General features: G+C 36.7%; 19 protein-coding genes. 5 read left to right on the top strand and 14 right to left on the bottom strand.

Annotated elements, in window-relative coordinates:
• Positions 1–212: 212 nt before the first annotated feature.
• The 3 genes from FFM71_RS12715 to FFM71_RS12705 are packed head-to-tail and all read right to left on the bottom strand — an operon-like array spanning position 213 to position 3,258.
• Complete coding sequence (locus FFM71_RS12715) at positions 213–1,451, bottom strand: D-alanyl-D-alanine carboxypeptidase family protein (RefSeq protein ID WP_137612534.1); 1,239 nt, start codon at positions 1,449–1,451, stop codon at positions 213–215.
• A gap of 29 nt (positions 1,452–1,480) precedes the next feature.
• The gene (locus FFM71_RS12710) at positions 1,481–2,569 is read right to left on the bottom strand and encodes a sensor histidine kinase (protein ID WP_137612533.1); all 1,089 of its coding nucleotides are present in this window, start codon (positions 2,567–2,569) and stop codon (positions 1,481–1,483) included.
• Positions 2,570–2,571: 2 nt separating this feature from the next.
• Positions 2,572–3,258, bottom strand: a complete 687-nt coding sequence (locus FFM71_RS12705; RefSeq protein ID WP_137612532.1) for a response regulator transcription factor — start codon at positions 3,256–3,258, stop codon at positions 2,572–2,574.
• A 351-nt stretch (positions 3,259–3,609) separates the two neighbouring features.
• Between FFM71_RS12705 and FFM71_RS12700 the strand changes: the two genes are divergently transcribed.
• Both FFM71_RS12700 and FFM71_RS12695 read left to right on the top strand, forming a co-directional pair.
• Positions 3,610–3,807, top strand: coding sequence for a hypothetical protein (locus FFM71_RS12700; protein WP_137612531.1), 198 nt, complete (start codon positions 3,610–3,612; stop codon positions 3,805–3,807).
• A gap of 26 nt (positions 3,808–3,833) precedes the next feature.
• Positions 3,834–4,160: an iron chaperone gene (locus FFM71_RS12695; protein WP_137612530.1), complete on the top strand. Its 327-nt coding sequence runs from the start codon at positions 3,834–3,836 to the stop codon at positions 4,158–4,160.
• Positions 4,161–4,559: 399 nt separating this feature from the next.
• Here FFM71_RS12695 and FFM71_RS12690 read toward each other — a convergent pair whose 3' ends face one another.
• From FFM71_RS12690 to rsmG, 9 genes are all read right to left on the bottom strand, one after another.
• On the bottom strand, positions 4,560–5,933 hold the full coding sequence (locus FFM71_RS12690; RefSeq protein WP_137612529.1) for an MFS transporter: 1,374 nt from the start codon (positions 5,931–5,933) through the stop codon (positions 4,560–4,562).
• A 129-nt stretch (positions 5,934–6,062) separates the two neighbouring features.
• The gene (locus FFM71_RS12685; RefSeq protein ID WP_137612528.1) at positions 6,063–6,344 is read right to left on the bottom strand and encodes an ArsR/SmtB family transcription factor; all 282 of its coding nucleotides are present in this window, start codon (positions 6,342–6,344) and stop codon (positions 6,063–6,065) included.
• A gap of 385 nt (positions 6,345–6,729) precedes the next feature.
• On the bottom strand, positions 6,730–6,882 hold the full coding sequence (locus tag FFM71_RS13510) for a hypothetical protein (RefSeq protein ID WP_171000577.1): 153 nt from the start codon (positions 6,880–6,882) through the stop codon (positions 6,730–6,732).
• A gap of 348 nt (positions 6,883–7,230) precedes the next feature.
• Positions 7,231–7,983, bottom strand: coding sequence for a DUF1129 family protein (locus FFM71_RS12680; protein ID WP_137612527.1), 753 nt, complete (start codon positions 7,981–7,983; stop codon positions 7,231–7,233).
• Between the two features lie 15 nt (positions 7,984–7,998).
• On the bottom strand, positions 7,999–9,102 hold the full coding sequence (ychF, locus tag FFM71_RS12675) for a redox-regulated ATPase YchF (protein ID WP_137612526.1): 1,104 nt from the start codon (positions 9,100–9,102) through the stop codon (positions 7,999–8,001).
• A gap of 3 nt (positions 9,103–9,105) precedes the next feature.
• Entirely contained in the window at positions 9,106–9,369 is a 264-nt protein-coding gene (locus FFM71_RS12670) for a DUF951 domain-containing protein (protein WP_137612525.1), read from the bottom strand.
• A 9-nt stretch (positions 9,370–9,378) separates the two neighbouring features.
• Complete coding sequence (locus FFM71_RS12665; RefSeq protein WP_137612524.1) at positions 9,379–10,248, bottom strand: ParB/RepB/Spo0J family partition protein; 870 nt, start codon at positions 10,246–10,248, stop codon at positions 9,379–9,381.
• On the bottom strand, positions 10,229–11,005 hold the full coding sequence (locus FFM71_RS12660; protein WP_137612523.1) for a ParA family protein: 777 nt from the start codon (positions 11,003–11,005) through the stop codon (positions 10,229–10,231). Before FFM71_RS12660 ends, FFM71_RS12665 begins: the two co-directional genes overlap by 20 nt.
• A 660-nt stretch (positions 11,006–11,665) precedes the next feature.
• Positions 11,666–12,391 carry a 16S rRNA (guanine(527)-N(7))-methyltransferase RsmG gene (gene rsmG / locus FFM71_RS12655; protein WP_137612522.1) on the bottom strand — a complete coding sequence of 242 codons (726 nt, stop codon included), beginning with the start codon at positions 12,389–12,391 and terminating at the stop codon, positions 11,666–11,668.
• A gap of 164 nt (positions 12,392–12,555) precedes the next feature.
• Between rsmG and FFM71_RS12650 the strand changes: the two genes are divergently transcribed.
• Both FFM71_RS12650 and FFM71_RS12645 read left to right on the top strand, forming a co-directional pair.
• Positions 12,556–12,990 carry a GNAT family N-acetyltransferase gene (locus tag FFM71_RS12650; protein WP_137612521.1) on the top strand — a complete coding sequence of 145 codons (435 nt, stop codon included), beginning with the start codon at positions 12,556–12,558 and terminating at the stop codon, positions 12,988–12,990.
• Between the two features lie 11 nt (positions 12,991–13,001).
• Complete coding sequence (locus FFM71_RS12645; protein WP_137612520.1) at positions 13,002–13,529, top strand: GNAT family N-acetyltransferase; 528 nt, start codon at positions 13,002–13,004, stop codon at positions 13,527–13,529.
• Positions 13,530–14,048: 519 nt separating this feature from the next.
• Here FFM71_RS12645 and FFM71_RS12640 read toward each other — a convergent pair.
• Complete coding sequence (locus FFM71_RS12640; RefSeq protein ID WP_137612519.1) at positions 14,049–14,498, bottom strand: CopY/TcrY family copper transport repressor; 450 nt, start codon at positions 14,496–14,498, stop codon at positions 14,049–14,051.
• Positions 14,499–14,632: 134 nt separating this feature from the next.
• Positions 14,633–15,271, bottom strand: coding sequence for a MerR family transcriptional regulator (locus tag FFM71_RS12635; protein ID WP_137612518.1), 639 nt, complete (start codon positions 15,269–15,271; stop codon positions 14,633–14,635).
• A 204-nt stretch (positions 15,272–15,475) separates the two neighbouring features.
• Here FFM71_RS12635 and FFM71_RS12630 point away from each other — a divergent pair, with 204 nt between their 5' ends.
• On the top strand, positions 15,476–16,138 hold the full coding sequence (locus FFM71_RS12630; RefSeq protein WP_137612517.1) for an EAL domain-containing protein: 663 nt from the start codon (positions 15,476–15,478) through the stop codon (positions 16,136–16,138).
• Positions 16,139–16,273 lie beyond the last annotated feature (135 nt).

The following is a 16,273-nucleotide window of genomic DNA, read 5'->3' as shown; positions in this document are numbered from 1 at the left end:
ATCAAAACAGATTTAGGTGGAATGTCGCCTGTTCAATATCGAGAATCAACAGAATTAAAAGCTGCATAAAAAAGTGTCCAAACTTCGGGGTTCAGATCAGACTTTGGAGACTTGCCGGTTTTGCAAGGCTTCAAAGCGAGGTGCGAGACCTTGGCTCGCGCCGGTCCCCACCGCAGGCTTTAATCCCTCCAAATCTTCAGCGGCATATTTAATTAGAATAAGTGTTGGAAGAATTCTACTATTTGATCCCACCATGATTTATGGTTTGTTTTTTTAGTAGTTGCTTTTTTAACAATTGTTTTTTGATATGGTAGATAGCCACCAGCTGTATTGGTTGCTATCAATTTCACTGTTTTTTTATTGTGAATCGCCGTAAACCCTAATTCGTTTCTACTTACATTATAACGTAAATCTTCAACATTATAATTTTTGGGAAGCCAGTAATAAACTGGTTCATAAGTTTTATACTTTTTATTATTAACTGTTATACTTTGATCCTTTTTAATAACTTCTTTACGCTCATAATTGTCGACTAAGAAATGAACTAGCTTTTGGGTGCTACGGAAACGTTTATCACGGTCTTCCTTTTCACCTTGAGCATTCAAAACTATTGTTACCATTCTGGTATCCTGAATTGGAAGCGTTCCAACAAATGATTCGCCGGCGGCATCGGTTGTTCCCGTTTTTAAGCCATCAAATTCATAGCCTTCTTGATAGTCTCGATGTCCCTTCAACAATAAATTCAATGAGTCATAAGTTTTGGTTTCATTTTCTACTGGAAAACTCAATTTTGCCTTAGAAGTTGTCTGCAAAATTTCGGGATATTCGTCCAACACGTGCTTGACGATAACTCCGATATCATCAGCAGATAATTTATTCTCGTCTTCCTGAGTTCCTAAGTACATGTCAGGCTCTAAATCGGAATTATTCAATCCGGATACATTATAAAGCTTAGCTCCCTTAATACCCCAATTCTTAACCGTTTTGCGCATTAATTTTACAAATTCACCTTGGCTGCCAGCAACTTTATCTGCCAACATCATGGCTGCTGAATTCGAAGAAACTATCCAAGCTGCCGCGTACAAATCTTTAACGCTATATGTTTTGTCAGAATCTAAACGGACATTAGTTAACTCATTTTTCTGGGTCATTTCCGCTTGGGCTTCTGTTGGTCGCAACATATCTTTTTCGGTAAATTTACCCTCTTTGATAGCTTTTGTTACCAAATAAAGGGTGATAATTTTGGTAATGGAACCGATGGCAACTTTTTCATCAGCATTCTTTTTATAAACTACTTGCCCAGTATGCTCATCATAAATCATTCCAGCTGTAGCGTTCATCTCTAAATTCTGATCAGTAGCGTCCTCAGCGTGAACAGTTGATGCAAACATTGGTAACGTCAAAATTATGATCGACATTACCAATGTTAATTTCTTAAAAAACTTCTTCATTAATTAAACCTCACAAATCAATCTTGGAATTAAGAAATTGGAAAATGACTAATAAATGATGTCTTTTCATCATTTGATGTGACTGCAATTGTCCCACCATGCAACTGCACCATACTCTGGGCAATTGCTAGGCCTAATCCAGTCCCACCAGTCTTTTTAGAACGAGAATCCTCAACTCGATAGAAGCGATCGAAAACATGTTTTAACGAAGTTTCCGGAATTGGCAGCCCATTATTGGCAACTGTCACTACAACCTCTTTGTCTCTCTTTTCAGCCGTTAACCAAATATGAGTAGCCCCTTTACCATATTTCAAGGCGTTCATAATTAAATTATTAAAGACACGACCGAGTTTTTCCGTATCGCCCTTCATGAGAATCTTGTCTGGTGTGGAATTAACCATAATTTCCATCCCACGCTTATTGGCCTCCAATTCAAAGTCAGCCGACAATTGATCCAACATTTGAGCCATATCAAACTTAGTCATATTTAAACGACTGGTTGCATGCTGAACATTGGCATACTCAAATAGCGAGTTGACCAAATTCTGCATCTCTTGTGATTTTTTATAAGCGATATGAGTGTATTTCAAAATTTGTCCCAAATCGTTATAATTTTTGCTTTCAATCAATCCTAAATAGCCAATCACAGATGTCAAAGGGGTTCTGATATCGTGACTGACATTGCTGATCAACTCATCCTTACTTTCCTCAGATTGTCGTTGTTCTTCAGCTCGACGATTCATATTGGAAATTAAAAGATTAAAACTATCGACAATACTTTGGAGACTCTGATTGACCTTAACATCGACTGGCTTAGTCAAGTTATCATCAGCCGTCTTTTGTAAGATCTGTTTGATTTGATCCAATTCCATCCGATGGTAAACACTGATTGCGATTAGATAAGTCAAGAAAATTTCCAAAACTAAAACAACGACCACAACCCACACTTTATCAGCTATTAAACTTTGCCAATTAGTTTGCAAGTTTGTCAGTAATTTAGCCTTGCCTATGTTGCTAATTAAAATTACGTTTATTATCTGAAATAAAAGAAAGGTGCCTATTCCTTCAACAAGGAGGACACCTTTTTCTCCTACATTCAGTTTGATTCGCTTGTTCAAAATCAAACCTCCACTTTGTAGCCTACACCCCAAACAGTTTCAATAACTTTTTCACCGTTGGTAGCTTCTTCTAGTTTGTCTCGCAAATGGCTGACGTGCACCATAACTGTCTTGGCTGAGACAACGCTCTCTTGTTTCCATACTCGTTCAAAGATTTCATCAGCGGAAAAGACCCGATTAGGATGACTGGCGAGTAAATAGAGTACGCCAAATTCTAAAGCTGTAAGCTGAACTTTTTGTCCAGAATCAGTCACAACTTCATGGGAATCTTTGTAAATCGTAATTGGCCCAACTTCAAGCTTATCAGGAACATTTTTTGAAGTTTGTTGCGAACTACGACGTAATAGTGAACGAATTCGTGCCATAATTTCAAGCGGATTAAATGGTTTAGTAACATAATCGTCAGCACCGGTAATCAGGCCTTGAATTTTATCCATATCGGTTGTTTTAGCCGATACAATAATAATTGGTATTTGCGAGTTCTTCCGAACCCGTTTTACAACTTCAATACCATCGATACCAGGCATCATAATGTCCAAAACCATCAGCGCTATATCGCTATGAGCAGACAATTGGTCTAGTGCCTCTTGACCAGAGTTAGCAGAAACCGGATCGTAACCCTCGTTCTTTATATAAATACTGAGTAATTCTACAATTTCTTTATCATCATCGACAACTAAGATTTTCATTTAAATAAACCTCACAAGCGAACATATATTTACAAGTCTACAACTAGTTAGTATTATACAATAAGATGTAAGTAGATTACTAATTGTTCCATGTGACGTCTACAGGAATGAGAACATTTACCCTGCTATACGGACCGGCTCAAGCTTGAAGAACGGTCTTGAACCTCGATTTGAATATTTACCACTGACTGGTAAGTCCCCAACCTCGCCCGCCAGTGTAACGGCTAAAGTCGTAACGCCACACTCACAGCTGGTAAATATTCTCATTCCTTCCGACTAATTTTTCTCACTAATAGTTAAATTAAATTTTCAAAATCAAAAACGCATTAACACAATGAAAGAGGGCCCTACATGGAATACTTAAAGAAAAGAATGAAGTTCATTTTGATTATGATCTTCTCGGTGGCGATAATTGCCTTTGTACAATACGAAATCCACTTTGACCATAATATTTCATTTAAAAAAGTTGGTTTCATGATGACTATTCTTCAGGCTGCTGCCGGAGGCTATGGTTTATATGGACTGGTTCAGTTTTTCAGAGTTAAATAAACGTATTCAAAGTTGAGGATGTAATTATGGACGAATATCTTGCAAAAACAACTGACCCAAAGGATCAAGTTTTAGTTAAAAGAATGAATCAAATTATTGCTAAAGTTCTGCCTGATGCTGAAGTTCGTTTGTCGTATGGGCTAGTTGGCTATTTTCAACCCAAACAAATTTGTTTCTTCGGTATCAACAAGCAGACTATTAGTTTTTACCCAACCAACAAACCGATTGAACACTTTCAAAAGGAAATTGCTCCTTATTTGAGTGGCAAAACTACGTTGAAATTTCCTAAAGATGTGAATGCTATTCCGGTTCAACTAATTCAAAAGATTGCTGTTTGGAACTTAGAAAATTAGATAATTCCAATAAAAGAGACACTGTAACTGAAGGTTGAAAGGTAAGAAATTAATCTAACCCTTATTATTACAGGCTTAGAACTAATTTATTAAAATAAACGGAAGTCTTTATTTTATTGTTCCGGTATTAAAAAAATAAACTAGTTGGAAGAGCTGAGAGTATTCATTTGCAGCGAAAGTGGCGTTATTGCTTCAGCAATTACACCACCGGGCGTGTTGAAAACTCGCGGATTTTGCGAGACTTCAACCGAGGTCCGAGACCGTACTTTGGCTCGGGCCGTTCCGCGCAGCAATTGAATACTCTCAGCTCTGGAAACGGCATACTTGCCTAAACTTTCAACCTTTAGACTTGTAATAAATATTAATCATCCTATTTAACCAGTCATTTCATATCAAAAATCACATTATCGAATTATTTCTTTTGAATTGAAGGGAAAACATAACACCTAAGATAGAAATCATCCCTGCTCCAAATATTGCGGCACGAAAACCGTTCGTGAACAGCTCAGCATTCGAATCTCCACCAAACTTGTAAAAGATGATAACTGAAATGGTTGTTCCAACTGCACCACCAAACAATCGAAAAACATTATAGATTCCAGATGCCTTACCGATAGCTGTTTTATCAACTGATTCTAAAACAGCTTTTTGTAAAGCTGGACCAGCCATGGATAAACCTCCCCCAGCTAGTGCAAGTGGAATAACCATATTCAAATATGAACTGTGTCTATTCACAAAAATTATTATCAAGATATACCCAATTCCCTGAAACAATAATCCTAACGTTGCAATTATTTTCTCTCCATATTTGTCGACTGCCTTCCCAGCAAATGGTGCAACAATAACCAGAGTTCCAGTCCATGGAAGTATTTCCAGACCCGCTGTTAATGAGTTAGCACCAGTTACTACTTGTAAAAACTGTGGCAGAAAGAACACTACTCCGTACATTGAGCCATATAACAAGAAAGTGGCAATGTTTCCACCTGTAAAAGTTACTGATTTAAAATAATCAGATGGGATCATCGGCTTTTTTTCAAACTTCTGACGAAATACAAACCAAATTCCAGATAATATACTGATTATTCCTATCACAGCAGGCAACAATGTTAAGTTTGCAGATGTCATCGCGGACAATGACCAAATGATACCTGCTGATGCAATGATAATGAGAACTGAATCTAACAAATTAACTTTATCACTGCTACCAGTACTTTCTGGCAATATTCTATTCGAAAGATAAATTGCAACAATTCCAATTGGAACATTGATCCAAAATATCCACTGCCAAGCTAACTTGGCGACGATCAATCCGCCTAATGACGGACCAACAATCAATGCTAGGCCACCAATACCACTCCAAATCCCCAATGCCTTACCTCGTTCTGATGTTGGTATTGAATTGGTCAAAATCGCCATGGACATCGGAGTCATAACTGAAGCACCCATTCCCTCAATGACACGCGCAATCACTAAAATCGTAATATCACCAGATAATGCACATAATATTGAACCTAATGTAAAAACAAAAATTCCAAAATTGTAGATTTTTCGACGCCCAATACGCTCTCCCAATGACACTCCTACCAAAAGTACAGCCGCAATTGTAATATTATATGCGTTCATGGCCCATTGCAGGGTATCAATGGAGATATTAAGATCTGTCCGAATAGCTGTCGAAGCAGTGGTTACAATCATTGAATCCATCATCGACATGAAGAATCCTAATGAAGTTAAAATCAAAACCCAGGTTGAATTAACTTGCTTATTTCTCATTTATGCTTCCCTCATTCACTGTTTTCTATTCAAAATAGTTCAAATATTTTTGAACTATTTAAAACTAACATTATCAAAAAAATATGACAAGTAAAATGACAAACAAAAAGAGAGTGTAAATATACACTCTCAAATATTTTTATAAAAATTAGTAACATATTTATCAAACGTCTTTGAATTAAGACTCACGTATTTTTCTCTAGATTCTTTTCTAGTAGTGATAATCCCAGCCTCTTGCAACAACTTGAAATGATAAGATCCAGAAGTTTTACTAATATTCAGTGCCTTCCCCACTTCACCACAGGAAACCTCATGGTCAGTATGTTTCAGATATTCAATAATATCCAGTCTCACCGAATCCGCTAATGCTTTAAAAACTGTTATTTGGTCTGTATTTTGTGTATTCATCATAATATGTATTCTACTAGATTCGTACAGAATACTTCAAGAAAGTAAAACTATTTATTGAACTCTCAAATTTGAATAAATCGGTCAAAAGTGAAAAAGTTCAAAACTAAACTGAACCCAACAATATTACAATTATGATTCTTATCATTCAATAACACTTCTTAGTAATATGCAATTATTGACCGAAACTATTATATATATTTTTCTATTTATATTTTCATCAGGATAATTGGATTGAGAATGTAAAGTATATATTTGGTCTTATAAAATAAGGCCTTTTTTTATGCAACACTTCGATTTTTACAAAAACAAGAGCTTACTGGCACATGTAGTCTACAGCATAATAATATGCACTACGCGTAAGAGGACATGGTTTGCGGTAATTAAACTACATCTCCTGTTCTGAATATATTAGGATATTATTTCCCTTACTGATTTCTTCAGCAAGCATTGGTAAAAAAAATTTATTTTGATAACTGATACTCTTACCAATGGGCAGAATGAAATCATATTTTATTAAAAATCCTAATACACCCTTCATTTTTGAATCACGAATTGAAACAAAAAATGCTCCCGATACAATATCGGGGGCATTTTTTTAATTTAAATTTTAAGCTTATATATGCAGTGGCTCTAAAACGAGTTCCGACAGGGCAACTCCTTCCGCTTTTCATAGATATGTCAATCACACGCAAAACCGGCGTGTAATTAACATATCTACGAAAATGCTCGGGAGCTGACCGCCCCTGTCTTCACTCTCTAATCTAAAACGAGCTCCACAGGGCAACTCCTTCCGCTTTTCATAGATATGTCAATCACACGCAAGATCGGCGTGTAATTAACATATCTACGAAAATGCTCGGGAGCTGACCGCCCTATCTCCACTCTCTTAAAAGAATGATCTTTCTTTATAACCTGTCATAGTACGGAACAAGAATCTTCCACCGAATGCTACAACTGCGGCAATAAAGTAGCCAATTGCATTTAGAGGTGGGTTGATTGTTGTTGGTATTACTGACATTGCTGCTAGGAATACAAACATGAATACCATTCCGACTACTAAGTAGGCAATGGTAATTCCCCAGCCTGGTCTTTCAGATTTAGGTTTCTTCATTTGGTTGTTGAACCATGATAATAAAGCACCCCACATAGCTGATAGAACGACTAATGTGATGATACCTGTTTGACTGTTAGGGTCATTTTTTGAACCGTTTCCTGTCAATGCGACAACCCCATATAGCAATCCAAACAATGAAAAGAACAACAATGAAGTATCTAGCCATGAGGCCCAGAATGGTGTCTTCTTAGGCTTTTTAACTGGATGGGTAATATCTTGGGCTCTCTTCGTTACAGGTCCATACAATTGGTTTGCTGGAATACCTTTGATTTGATTTTCGATAATTTCAGGCAATAACTTGTCAATTTCTGTCTTGGCTTCGTCTTCCTTAAATCCATCATCCATCAAATGTTTGTTAAGTTTAAAAATGTATTCAGCATTCTTATTACTTAACTTTTTGCGCAAATCATCAGCGTTGGCGCTGTAGATTTCGCTCTTAACTTCTTCTTTTTTATCGTTCTTTGCTGAAGTTACTTTTTGCTTTTCAGCAGCTTGCTTGTTCTTTTCTCTTAAATCCTCAGACATTTTACTCCCCCTGATTTAGACATTGAAGCGGAATTCGATGATATCACCGTCTTGAACTTCGTAATCTTTACCTTCAACACGTAATTTACCGGCTTCTTTGACGGCTTTTTCACTACCTATTTCATCTAGATCACTGAATGCCATAACTTCGGCACGAATGAATCCACGTTCAAAATCAGAGTGAATGATACCTGCAACTTGTGGTGCTTTCATACCTTCATGGAATGTCCAAGCACGAGTTTCCTTACCACCGGCGGTAAAGAATGTTCTTAGACCTAATAGCTTGTAACTGGCTCTGATTAACTTATCAAGACCAGATTCTGTAACGCCTTCAGCTTCAAGGAATTCTTTTCTTTCGTCATCATCTAGTTCAGCAATTTCTTCTTCAGTCTTAGCTGAAACTCCGATAACTTGAGCTTTTTCTTTCTTAGCAAAGTCTTCAATAACTTTGTAATACTTCGAAGCTTCAGGATCAGCCATGTCGTCTTCAGCGATATTAGCTACATACAAAACTGGTTTTGATGTTAATAAGAATAAACCTTTAACAATTTTTTCTTCATCTTCATCAAAGTCAATTGATCTAACTGAGCCGCCTTCTTCTAGGACTGGCTTAATCTTTTCAAGAACCTTGAATTCGGCTTGAGCTTCTTTATCCTTAGCACTCTTAGCAGCTTTTTCAACACGTGTATAACGCTTGTTAACACTGTCAAGATCAGCTAATCCAAGTTCAAGATTGATTGTTTCAATATCATCTAGTGGATCAACAGTACCTGTCACACTGGTGATATCGTCATCATCAAAAGCACGAACAACGTGAATAATGGCATCAACTTGACGAATATTTTCCAAGAACTTGTTTCCAAGTCCCTCACCCTTACTAGCACCTTTAACAATACCAGCAATATCAGTAAATTCGAAAGTTGTGTGGATCAATTTTTTAGCAGGGATCAATGAATCGATTCTTGAAAGACGTTTATCCGGTACTTCAACCATCCCAACGTTAGGATCAATAGTAGCGAACGGATAGTTAGCCATTTCCGCACCCGCTTTTGTAATAGCATTAAATAAAGTTGACTTACCAACATTGGGTAGTCCGACGATTCCGGCAGTTAAAGCCATTAGTTATTCCTCATTTCTTTTAGTAAAATTTGATGGCATTAATTGAGTTTGCCTCAAGTAATGTTCTTCATTCTCAGGTTTGACCTGGTCAGCTTGAGTTAAAACTTTTTTGAATTTCTTACTGAAATCAGCACGTGGAATCATGACGATATGCCCACATCCTAAGCATTTAACTTTAATATCCGCACCTAAGCGAATAACTTCCCAGCGATTTTCCCCACAGGCGTGAGGTTTTTTCATTATGATAATATCTCCAAGTTTAAACATACAATTCCTCTAATCTAAATGGATTCCTAATATGTCTAAAATACGGTTTAAATCTTCCGTATTCGTAAAATCAATCTCAAGTTTTCCATGGCCGCTGCGAGTTTCTTTAACTGCAACCGCTGTGTCAAAACGTTCAACCAATTTTTCTTCAGTTGCTCGAATATAAGGTGACTTCTGAGCAACTTTCTTTTTCTTCTTGCTGTCATGTTTGGATTCAGTAGCTAGCTGTTCCAATTGACGAACGGTTAAATCTTCACTGACTGCACGTTTAGCAAGTTTATCAATTTGGTCCTTATCTTTCAAACTGAGCAACGTTCTAGCTTGCCCCATTGAAAGTTCCCCATCTTGAACTAATTTCTTAGTTGCCTCGGGTAAATTCAATAATCGTAAATAGTTAGCGATGTATGGGCGACTCTTGCCAAGTCTTTGCGAAACTTGTTCTTGGGTAAGATTTAGTTTCGTAATCAAAGTTTGATAAGCATCGGCTTCTTCCAATGGCGTTAAGTCTTCACGTTGTAAGTTTTCCAAAACAGCAATTTCCATCATGCCTGATTCGCTTAATGGACGGACAATAGCTGGAATCGTTGTTTTCTTAGCAATTTTACTTGCACGGAAACGTCTTTCACCAGCAATAATTTCAAAACCATTCACGCTTTCACGAACAATAATTGGTTGGAAAACACCATTTTGTTCAATTGAACGAGCCAATTCGTTTAAAGCGTGTTCATCAAAAGTTTTTCTTGGTTGGTATGGATTAGGGCGAATGTCTTCGATGGAAAGATCAACAACTGTTTCACTATTTTCATCAATCGCTTCAAATTCAGAGAAAATCGCATCGATTCCTCTACCTAAACCCTTTTTATTTTTGCTTGATGCCATTACGCTTTAACACCTCCTTAGCAAGATCACGATAAGCTTTAGCCCCCTTTGACTTAGCGTCATAGTCAACAATGGGTTGTCCATAACTAGGTGCTTCAGCTAATCGTGTATTTCTAGGAACGATTGTTTTGTAAACTGAATCGCCGAAATATGATTTTACTTCGTCGACAACTTGAGCGCCCAAATTAGTTCTCACATCAAGCATGGTGATCAGAACTCCTTCGATAGCCAAGTTTGTATTGAAATGCTTCTGAACCAAACGGATCGTATTCAACAATTGACTCAATCCTTCCAGCGCATAATACTCACTTTGAACTGGAATAATAATGGAATCACTTGCCGTAAAAGCGTTGGTTGAAAGTTGTCCAAGTGATGGTGGACAGTCGATCAAAATAATATCGTAATCTGAGTCGACTTCTTCAATTCCAGCACGTAAACGAGTTTCACGAGCCATCATTGAAGTTAATTCCATCTCTGCCCCAGCCAATTGAATTGTTGCGGGAACAATATCAAGATTTTTATGCTCCGTATGAATGATCGTCTTTTTAAGCGGATATTCATTTACTAAAACATCATAAACATCTTTTTCAACATTGGCTTTTTTAATACCTAATCCACTGGTAGCATTACCTTGCGGGTCAGTATCAATAATCAATACCTTTTGACCAAAATCAGTTAAACATGCTCCCAAATTAATGGTGGTTGTGGTTTTTCCGACACCACCTTTTTGATTTGCAACAGATATTTTTCGTGCCATTTTATTCCCCTATCTCTAGAAATTGCCGAACAACTTCACAAAATATTTATCTATGGTAATCACTTTTTTTGGCGCTTTTGCCATAACTATATAATCTTATCATTTTTACAGAATTATTTAAGGTTATTCCGTCTCCAGAGCAGATAGTAATCACCTGCTATGCGGACCGATTCGAGCCTGAGAAACGGTCTCGAACCTCGGTTTGAAGCCTTACCAAAGAACGGTAAGTCTCCAAATCCGTCCGGTGGTGTAATGGCTGAAGCCATAACGCCACACCCACAGCTGGTGATTACTATCTGCTCTTCCGACTCTTTTGCTGCCTTTGATTTACCAATTATTAAAGTCGTAATGACTAAAGGCTGAAAGGTGAAAAATTAATATAACCGCCGATGTTACAGGCCTAGAGTTAATTTATTTAAATAATTAGGAGTTTTCGTTTTATTATTTCTTCCATAAAAAGAACAAACTAGTTGGAAGAGCTGAGAGTATTCATTTGCTGCGAAAGTGGCGTTATTGCTTCAGCAATTACACCACCGGGCGCGTTGGAGACTCGCGGGTTTTGCGAGGCTTCAACCGAGGTTCGAGACCGCTTCCCAGGCTCGGGCCGTTCCGCGCAGCAAATGAATACTCTCAGCTCTGGAAACGGCATATTTAATAAATTTATTTCACGAGTGGTTTTTTAGCAGGTGTTCCTGGCTTACGAGGGTATTTCTTTGGTGTTTTAGCAATTTTTTCAACAAAGATAAAATTACGTAATCCTGCATCATTTGGTAGCTCGACTGATTCCTGTTGCTTAATTTCTCCACCAAGCTCTTTGATGGCAAACTTAGCTGTTTCCAATTCTTCTGGTGCTTTCTCAGATTTCATGGCGACAAATTGTCCACCCACTTTAACTAGTGGCAAGCAAAATTCTGTCAAAACATTCATTGCAGCAACGGCACGAGCTGTTACAACATCAAATGATTCCCTAAATTGGGGATTTTTGCCGACTTCTTCAGCACGTCCGTGAACTAAATTGACATTATCTAGGTTCAACTTAGTTACTAATGTATCCAAGAATTTAATTCTCTTATTTAAGGAGTCAACAATTGTAATCTTCAATTTAGGATTGATAATCTTCAATGGCAATGATGGAAAACCAGCCCCTGATCCGACATCACATAAAGTTAATTCCGCATCTAATAATTTTTCATCAACGAATCCCAAGACGATTGAATCATAAAAATGTTTTAAATATACTTGTTCCTCATCAGTAATTGAAGTCAAATTCATGACCTTATTAGTCTCAACCAATTCTTTAAAATAAGTCGCAAACTGTTCCTTTTGAGCCGTACTTAAAGCAATGCCATGTTGGCCTAGCGCTTCAAAAAATTCTTCCGGTTTCATTGACATACCTCCACTCGTGAAACACATGTTTCACACCCTCTAATCCTATATTAATGAGAGCGTTAATTCAATGCTGAGTTCTTAAAGTATTTTTATTTATTGTTGCATTTGCAACAAAATAGTTTTATGATAGTCACCAATAATTATTTAATTGGAGGCATCTTATGATTATCGTCAAAAGTACGAATGAACTTAGTCCCAAAGAATTAATCGATATTTTAAAAGCACGGGTTGCTGTTTTTGTAGTTGAACAAAATTGCCCTTATCAAGAAGTTGATGAGGATGACTACAGTGACCTTCACGTTTGCCTAGTCGAGAATGGCGAATTAGAGGCTTATACACGCATTATTGACAAAGGAGACCATATTACTTTCGGTCGGGTATTAGTAGTTGAGAAGTTCCGTAAGGCCGGATTAGGCGCTAAAATTGTTCAGGCTACCATTGACGAAATCGAACAGCGATTCCCTAAACAACCAATTCAAATCCAAGCTCAGGCTTATTTACAAGAATTCTACGCAAGTTTCGGGTTCAAAGCTATTTCCGATGTGTACTTAGAGGACAACATCCCTCACCTAGACATGTTATTAAATTTAAATTAGGAGTGTAGTTTATGAAATTTTCTAACCTACCAATCGATATTACAGAAGTTGACTATTCTGATCTTCCAAAATTGCATCGTCTGAGTGTTGAAACATTCAATGATACCTTCAGAAATAATCAAATTTATAGTTTTTCAGATTACACCAATAAAAATTATAATTATGGTCAATTGACCAGTGAAATTATTAATCCTCAATCATTCTTCTATTTCATTTATTACAATCACAAATTGGCTGGATATTTAAAACTGAATATCAGTGATGCTCAATCACAAAATATGGGGAAAGACACCTTAGAAATCGATCGAATCTATATCCGCCATGGCTTTCAATATATTGGACTAGAGAAGCAATTACTCGACCTAGCAATCAAGAAGGCTCATCATTTCAATAAGAAAGTTCTATGGAGCAGCGTTTGGGAACACGATTCTTCAATAATTCATTTTTATAACCAATATGGATTTAAAACTATCGAAACCCAACCATTTACTTTGGCCGGACAAAATGAAAATGATTTAGTTATGGAAGTTGCGATTTAAAATTTAGTAAAGTATGCCGTTTCCAGAGCTGAGAGTATTTCTTGATGGTAGAAATAATAAAATGAAATATTTTGATTATTTAACTGAAGGTTGAAAGATGAAAAGTGAATCTAGCCATTGTTGTTACAGCCTTAAAGATAATTTGTTTAAACATCCAAAAATTTTGTTTTATTCTTCCTGCTATTAAAAAATTAACTAGTTGGAAGAGATGAGAGTATTCGTTTGCAGCGAAAGTGGCGTTATTGCTTCAGCAATTACACCACCGGGCGTGTTGAAGACTCGTGGGTTTTGCGAGGCTTCAACCGAGGTCCGAGACCGCCCTTTGGCTCGGGCCGTTCCGCGCAGCAATTGAATGCTATCATCTCTGGAAACGGCATACTTAACTAACCTTTCAACCTTCAGTTTTTAAAATAATATTAACTTGGACACACCTAACTACATATTGATTATCACTACAAAAAAAGGCGTTCAACCAATAATTGATTGAACGCCATGTCGCCCCTGCCAAGGAACTTTATTTTAACACATATCTGCACAACCATCGGGCAAACAGTCACATTTAACATGCTCCGGAGCTGTTGCAGATTTTTTATTTAAAGTTTCTTGCAGCTTCTTGATATCAGTCTGACTGATTTCCATTGATTCGATCAATTCATTCAACACTGATCCTGATTTGTGGGCACAAAAATCTGAAAACAAACTATTGGCATACTCATTCATTGTCGCTTGTTCTTCAACCGTTGTTGAATAAATATAATGTCCCTGTTCTTTTTTCCGACTGAGAAATTCTTTCTTAGTCAACCGAGTAATTAACGTCTTGATGGTAGAATCAGACCACGTTTGCTTCTTTTGCATAAGATTGATGATTTCAGAACTTGTCACTTGTTTCAAAGTCCAAACAATTCTCATAATTTGCCATTCAGCTGAAGAAATTTCAACTTTTCTGGGTTCTCTTTTAAGGGTATCCATCAAAACCTTCCTCTCGTAATGACATTATTATATAACATTATCTGGCTAATTCTTTCTTTTCGTCATAAACTTCGACACAATAGCTCTTTTTACCACAAGCTGGACAAACTAATTTTCTAGCTCGAAAATTATGTTTACCCCAAAATGCGGCCCAGAATTTCTGGCTTAAATTCCGTATTACAGTTGGGACAAATATAGTTAGTATTTTTAAAGTAGAACATCGTTAGCCCGGCAGCACCGATTAGGACTACTGTCATTCCAATGATAAATGGAAGCCAATCACCTTTCATAATGGCCCAAACTAAGGTTCCAATTTCTATAAAATCTAACGGGAATCCAAATATCAACATCGTCATATGAACTTTTCTCAAGGATTTCTTATTATTCATAACATTCTCTATGTCCCTGATATCTTTTATTTTTATTTGGTCAGTCTCTGGTAAGTCATGGCGGATTTCTTCAATCATTTTAATTTGATTTTTCGAGGTCTTCAATTGGTCATGCAAGTACCGTAACTGTTGTTCCAATAAAAGATTCATCACCTTCATTGAGTTCTGACTATCCAAAATTTCATCAATAGCCTTGAGCGATAATCCCAAGTTTTTCAATAGTAGTATCAATTTCAGCTTGTTCAAATCAGTCTCGCTATAAATTCGTTTGCCATTCTCATACAGATGGCTAGGTTTCAAAAGATTCTTCTTATCATAGTATTGAATCGTCCTGACAGAAACCTGCGCTAACTTTGCCAACTCACCGGTCGTATATTCGGACATAGATTGTCACCTCCTTGACTATATTTATAGATTATTACCTTAGGTAATTTGCAAGCAATATTTGTAACATTTTTTGTAACGGCGTTATATAATGTTCTATGTATAAGTATATCAATATCATTTATAAAATTTGTATATACCATTGATATAAGAAATGAAATGCCTTAAAATTATCTATTATCATTAAAGTAGAGGATGGGGAGAATGAACACGAAGTATAGTTTTTTTGTTCAATCACAAGTAAATAAAAGTAACAATTCAATCTTCGGTTATGAAGTCCTTTTACGCAAAGAAGACAACGGTGCTTGGCACTTACCGCAAGATTTCACCGAATTATCTATCGCTGAACAAGTTAGATTGGTGGAAGATACAGCTAATGCCATTAAGAAGAGTTCAGGGACAACTGACAAAGCTATTTCTTTCAACTTAAACAGCAAACAAGCTGACGATCCATATACAATTGGGGAAATTATTGCCCTTAAAAAACGTATCAAACCTGTTGTACTAAATATTGAATTGACCGAGGCTATGTCTCTGGATAAAATCAAAGAATTTAGTTTACTGCTTCATCAATATGATATTCCATTAGTTATTGATGATGTTGGTACCGGCTCAAATACTTTTGACAATATCAAACACTTATTACCATACGTCGATAAAATAAAATTAGCCATGCAAAACCTTCGTATGTCTGGAAAATCTGATAAAATCCCTGAATATGTCTCTTTTTGGGTTAATCAAGCTGAAGATTATTGTCTTGATATGGTATTGGAAGGCGTTGAAGATGGCAAGGATCAAGTTTTGGCCAAAAAGTACGGTATCAATATTCAACAGGGATACCTGTACGGAAAACCTGCAATGATTTAATGACTGAACTCACTTTTTTAATATGAATACGAAAAAGAGTCTGGGACAAAACTAAAGTCTTAGATAATAAATAGCAGAAATTTCTGGTCTCCAGTTTTTTCTGCTATTTTTTTGTTCAATCAAATGTGGCTGTTT

The organism is Companilactobacillus huachuanensis (assembly GCF_005404815.1).
GTDB lineage: Bacteria > Bacillota > Bacilli > Lactobacillales > Lactobacillaceae > Companilactobacillus > Companilactobacillus huachuanensis.
This window is presented reverse-complemented; position numbering and strand designations above follow the sequence as displayed.

What these genes read in the sequence shown, in the direction of transcription:
- FFM71_RS12670 (WP_137612525.1), bottom strand. Translation starts at nt 9,369, where the DNA reads ATGTTTAAACTTGGAGATATTATCATAATGAAAAAACCTCACGCCTGT.
- FFM71_RS12630 (WP_137612517.1), top strand. Translation starts at nt 15,476, where the DNA reads ATGAACACGAAGTATAGTTTTTTTGTTCAATCACAAGTAAATAAAAGT.
- FFM71_RS12680 (WP_137612527.1), bottom strand. Translation starts at nt 7,983, where the DNA reads ATGTCTGAGGATTTAAGAGAAAAGAACAAGCAAGCTGCTGAAAAGCAA.
- FFM71_RS12685 (WP_137612528.1), bottom strand. Translation starts at nt 6,344, where the DNA reads ATGATGAATACACAAAATACAGACCAAATAACAGTTTTTAAAGCATTA.
- FFM71_RS12660 (WP_137612523.1), bottom strand. Translation starts at nt 11,005, where the DNA reads ATGGCACGAAAAATATCTGTTGCAAATCAAAAAGGTGGTGTCGGAAAA.
- ychF (WP_137612526.1), bottom strand. Translation starts at nt 9,102, where the DNA reads ATGGCTTTAACTGCCGGAATCGTCGGACTACCCAATGTTGGTAAGTCA.
- FFM71_RS12645 (WP_137612520.1), top strand. Translation starts at nt 13,002, where the DNA reads ATGAAATTTTCTAACCTACCAATCGATATTACAGAAGTTGACTATTCT.
- FFM71_RS12690 (WP_137612529.1), bottom strand. Translation starts at nt 5,933, where the DNA reads ATGAGAAATAAGCAAGTTAATTCAACCTGGGTTTTGATTTTAACTTCA.
- FFM71_RS13510 (WP_171000577.1), bottom strand. Translation starts at nt 6,882, where the DNA reads ATGAAGGGTGTATTAGGATTTTTAATAAAATATGATTTCATTCTGCCC.
- FFM71_RS12665 (WP_137612524.1), bottom strand. Translation starts at nt 10,248, where the DNA reads ATGGCATCAAGCAAAAATAAAAAGGGTTTAGGTAGAGGAATCGATGCG.
- FFM71_RS12700 (WP_137612531.1), top strand. Translation starts at nt 3,610, where the DNA reads ATGGAATACTTAAAGAAAAGAATGAAGTTCATTTTGATTATGATCTTC.
- FFM71_RS12635 (WP_137612518.1), bottom strand. Translation starts at nt 15,271, where the DNA reads ATGTCCGAATATACGACCGGTGAGTTGGCAAAGTTAGCGCAGGTTTCT.
- FFM71_RS12715 (WP_137612534.1), bottom strand. Translation starts at nt 1,451, where the DNA reads ATGAAGAAGTTTTTTAAGAAATTAACATTGGTAATGTCGATCATAATT.
- FFM71_RS12695 (WP_137612530.1), top strand. Translation starts at nt 3,834, where the DNA reads ATGGACGAATATCTTGCAAAAACAACTGACCCAAAGGATCAAGTTTTA.
- FFM71_RS12705 (WP_137612532.1), bottom strand. Translation starts at nt 3,258, where the DNA reads ATGAAAATCTTAGTTGTCGATGATGATAAAGAAATTGTAGAATTACTC.
- FFM71_RS12640 (WP_137612519.1), bottom strand. Translation starts at nt 14,498, where the DNA reads ATGGATACCCTTAAAAGAGAACCCAGAAAAGTTGAAATTTCTTCAGCT.
- rsmG (WP_137612522.1), bottom strand. Translation starts at nt 12,391, where the DNA reads ATGAAACCGGAAGAATTTTTTGAAGCGCTAGGCCAACATGGCATTGCT.
- FFM71_RS12650 (WP_137612521.1), top strand. Translation starts at nt 12,556, where the DNA reads ATGATTATCGTCAAAAGTACGAATGAACTTAGTCCCAAAGAATTAATC.